Annotated in this window: 4 protein-coding genes; 1 reads left to right on the top strand and 3 read right to left on the bottom strand. The window is 68.6% G+C overall.

All coding sequences use genetic code 11. The features are described 5' to 3' along the window. Positions 1 to 104: 104 nt before the first annotated feature. Entirely contained in the window at positions 105 to 425 is a 321-nt protein-coding gene (locus Q0L11_RS17790; protein WP_296598999.1) for a FliM/FliN family flagellar motor switch protein, read from the bottom strand. Between Q0L11_RS17790 and lipB the strand changes: the two genes are divergently transcribed. Beyond that, positions 424 to 1,152, top strand: a complete 729-nt coding sequence (gene lipB, locus Q0L11_RS17785; protein ID WP_296598997.1) for a lipoyl(octanoyl) transferase LipB — start codon at positions 424 to 426, stop codon at positions 1,150 to 1,152. The genes Q0L11_RS17790 and lipB overlap by 2 nt on opposite strands. Positions 1,153 to 1,161: 9 nt before the next feature. On the opposite strand, the gene Q0L11_RS17780 is transcribed toward lipB, so the two are convergent. Both Q0L11_RS17780 and Q0L11_RS17775 read right to left on the bottom strand, forming a co-directional pair. Next, complete coding sequence (locus tag Q0L11_RS17780) at positions 1,162 to 1,554, bottom strand: DUF805 domain-containing protein (protein WP_296598996.1); 393 nt, start codon at positions 1,552 to 1,554, stop codon at positions 1,162 to 1,164. Between the two features lie 22 nt (positions 1,555 to 1,576). Further along, positions 1,577 to 2,774, bottom strand: a 1,198-nt coding sequence (locus Q0L11_RS17775; protein ID WP_296598993.1) for a biotin/lipoyl-containing protein, incomplete at its 5' end; no start/stop codon positions are given.

The raw sequence follows: 2,774 nt of genomic DNA, 5'->3' as shown, positions 1-2,774 counted from the left end.
ACCTCAACGCTGCGCGTCTACCAATTCCGCCACGACCGCTCGTGGTGAGGCGCGGCAGGTAGCAAACCCCGCCCGCCTTGTGAAGTGCGTTAAACGGCCCCGCCTTAAGCGCTGCCGGCCATGTAGTCGTAGACGTTCGCCTCGCGCGTCACGGTGATGGCGATGCGCTCGTCGTTGATCTGGATTTCGCCCCGCGCGACCGGATGGTTGTTGGCCAGGATCCAGACTTCCTCGTTCACGGTCGTATCCAGCGGAATCACCGCGCCCCGGCCCATGCGCAGCAGTTGCGCCATGGGAAGCTGGGCGCGCCCGAGCACGACCTGGATTTCGACGTTGACCGCCTTGACCTGGCTCACGAAGGAAGACCTCGACTGAACTGCTGGGCTTTGCGCGACGCAGGCCCGAACCCACATTGGGCGCGACATGCTTGATCACGCGTTAAACTCGCCGGCCGAAGCGCTCTTCGGTCGCAGCGACGGCGTCCCCGCCGGCTGGGCGGTTTCACGAGCGCCCGTTGGCTATCCCGAGGCGGTGGCGGCGATGGAAGCGCGGGCGGCGGCGATCGCGGCGGGCGAGGCCGGCGAACTGGTCTGGCTGCTGGAACATCCGCCGCTCTACACCGCCGGCGTCTCGGCCAAGGCGGCCGACCTGATCGACCCCGACCGATTCCCCGTCTTCGAGAGCGGCCGCGGCGGGCAGTACACCTACCACGGGCCCGGCCAGCGGGTGGCCTATGTGATGCTGGACCTCACGACGCGCGGCCGCGACGTGCGCGCGTTCGTGGCGGCGCTGGAAGCCTGGGTGATCGGGGCGCTCGATGCGTTCAACGTGAAGGGCGAGGTGCGCGAGGGGCGCGTCGGCGTCTGGGTCGAGCGCCGCCAGCCGGGCGCCCCTGTTCGCGAGGACAAGATCGCCGCCATCGGCGTGAAGCTGCGCAAATGGGTGTCGTTCCACGGCGTCTCGCTGAACGTCGAGCCGGACCTTGGCCACTTCGGCGGCATCGTCCCGTGCGGTGTGACCGAGCACGGGGTCACCAGCCTGGTGGACCTCGGCCTGCCGGTGACCATGGACGAGGCGGACGAAGCGCTGAAGTCGAGCTTCCGCGAGGTGTTCGGCGAGGTGGTCGAGGCCGAGCCGCCGCCCCTCCCCTGAACACGCGGCTCAGGCCGGGGTCAGCATCACGGGGTTCAGGCCGTAGCGGTTGGCCCCCTGCTCGCCCGGCATAGCGGCCAGTTCCACGAAGGCCCAGACCAGGACGAGGAAGAACGGGAAGTCGAGGAAGCTCTCCGGGTGCGGCCACACCGCGACGACCGCCGCGAGGACCAGCGCCGCCCACCAGCCCGAACGGCCCCGGTCGTGCAGGCGCTTGGACAGCACGCAGGCTCCGCAGAAGAACAACGCCGGATAGACCCCCCAGCCGGTGATCCAGTGGACCGTCGAGGGCGCAACCGCCTCGTAGAGTGCGGCGAGCGTCAGCAGCACCGCCGCCGCGATCAGCGATGGAAGGCGTGGCGCACGGCCCTGGGCCGAGAAGAAGAGCTCCGCAAAGCCCATCGAATCCCCCGAGCGGAATAGCTCAGGCGAACTCTACCAGAACCTCGTCGGCCGCGACGCTGTCGCCCGACTTCACGTTGATCGCCTTGATCGTGCCGTCACGCTCTGCCCGCAGGATGTTCTGCATCTTCATGGCCTCGAGCACCGCCACGACCTCGCCGGTCTTCACGTCCTGCCCGGCGGTGACGTCGATGGAGACCACCAGGCCCGGCATGGGCGACAGCACCATCTTCGACGTGTCGGCCGCCTTCTTCGGCGGCAGCTTCTCGTGCAGTTCCGCCGAGCGCGGGCTGAGCACAAGCACGTGCAGCGTCGTGGCGCGGTGGCGGATGACGAAGCCTTCGGCGGCCGGCTTCACCGCGACCGTGAAGTCCTGGCCGTCCAGATTGCCGCGGAACACGGGCTGGCCCGGCCGCCACTGGATGTCCTCCAGGCGCAGCTTGCGGCCTTCCACGTCGATGGTCAGGCCGCCATCGACCGCGCTGGCCTTCACCGCCTGCTTCTTGTGGCCGGCGACCACCATCCACTCGTCCCGCACGTCGGCCCGGCCGCTGCGGGCCACCTGGGCGCGATGCATCGCCAGGGCGACGGCACTCACCAGGTCGCGCTGCTGGTCGGTGGGGGGCAGGCCCTGGAAGCCGTCCGGGAACTCGTCCTTGATGTAGTTCGTCGAGAGCTTGCCCGACCGGAACCGCGGCTGGTCCATCACGGCGGCGAGGAACGGGATGTTCTGCCCCAGGCCCTCGATGTGGAAGTCCTCGAGCGCCCGGCTCATGACGTCGATGGCCGCTTCGCGCGTCTTGGCCCACGTGGAGAGCTTGGAGATCATCGGGTCGTAGAACATCGAGATCTCGTCGCCCTCGCGCACGCCCGCGTCGTTGCGGACGAAGCCGTAAGGGGTCTCACCTTCGGCGGGCGGCGAGTAGCGGACGAGGCGGCCGATCGACGGCAGGAAGCCGCGGTACGGGTCCTCGGCGTAGATCCGGCTCTCCATGGCCCAGCCGTTGATCTTCAGGTCCTTCTGGGCGAACGGCAGCTTCTCGCCATAGGCCGAGCGGATCATCTGCTCGACGAGGTCGACGCCGGTGATCATCTCGGTGACCGGATGCTCCACCTGCAGACGGGTGTTCATCTCCAGGAAGAAGAAGCTCTTGTCCTGGCCGGCGACGAACTCGACGGTGCCGGCGCTGTCGTACTGGACCGCCTTGGCGAGCGCGACG

The sequence above is a fragment of the Phenylobacterium sp. genome, from assembly GCF_024508875.1.
Lineage (GTDB): Bacteria > Pseudomonadota > Alphaproteobacteria > Caulobacterales > Caulobacteraceae > Phenylobacterium.
This window is presented reverse-complemented; position numbering and strand designations above follow the sequence as displayed.

What these genes read in the sequence shown, in the direction of transcription:
- lipB (WP_296598997.1), top strand. Translation starts at nt 424, where the DNA reads ATGCTTGATCACGCGTTAAACTCGCCGGCCGAAGCGCTCTTCGGTCGC.
- Q0L11_RS17790 (WP_296598999.1), bottom strand. Translation starts at nt 425, where the DNA reads ATGTCGCGCCCAATGTGGGTTCGGGCCTGCGTCGCGCAAAGCCCAGCA.
- Q0L11_RS17780 (WP_296598996.1), bottom strand. Translation starts at nt 1,554, where the DNA reads ATGGGCTTTGCGGAGCTCTTCTTCTCGGCCCAGGGCCGTGCGCCACGC.